This is a genomic window from Bradyrhizobium sp. CFUWI, from assembly GCF_056429085.1.
This window is the reverse complement of record NZ_JBWJZE010000132.1, coordinates 1-615: the sequence shown is the minus strand read 5'-3', so window position 1 is coordinate 615 and position 615 is coordinate 1. Positions and strand designations below refer to the sequence as shown.

The following is a 615-nucleotide window of genomic DNA, read 5'->3' as shown; positions in this document are numbered from 1 at the left end:
GGCATGGGCCTGCTCGCCACGCGCCTTCTCGGCCTGTATGTCGGCCGGCGAGATGGCCAGCACCGTGTTGCGGGCAGCGATCGCCCGGTCGTTGATGGCGCTGCGAAGTTGCGCGGCCAATTGGTTGCGCGCGTCGATGCCTTCCACATACCCATCGAACCGGTCCCTGGCATGACCCAGAGCCAGCACGCCAAACAAGGACATGAAAAAGATCAGTCCCGCCATGGTGCCGAAAGCCATCAGCAACTGCGTTCGCACTTTCGCATTTTTCATCGAATTCTCTTTCTTATGAAATTGCACGATCCACTTTCGGCTGAACCATTCATTTCACAGCAAAGGGTCAGTGCTGCCGAGAATCTTCCCATTTAATCGATAAAAATGCCACTCAACAGTAATATATATTGATCACTATTCCGCTGTGCGGGGCACGGTCTCACCCGTCTTCCTGCGACTACGTCATTTCCGCGAATGCGTTGCGAGTGGGGCCGCTTGGGGCGATGCCTCCTCGAAGCGGTCCACCCGCCGCAGCGGCTTGAACATCCACGCCCACGCACCGACCACGCCGAGCGTGCACAGCCCGCCCGCCACGGCCGCCGGCACCGCCCCCAGCCAGGC

Annotated in this window: 1 protein-coding gene; it reads right to left on the bottom strand. The window is 59.8% G+C overall.

The window, feature by feature from the left end; genetic code table 11:
- A partial coding sequence (locus tag AC066S_RS39050; RefSeq protein ID WP_478271939.1) for a hypothetical protein occupies positions 1–273 on the bottom strand: 273 nt, incomplete at its 3' end.
- Between the last annotated feature and the right edge of the window lie 342 nt (positions 274–615).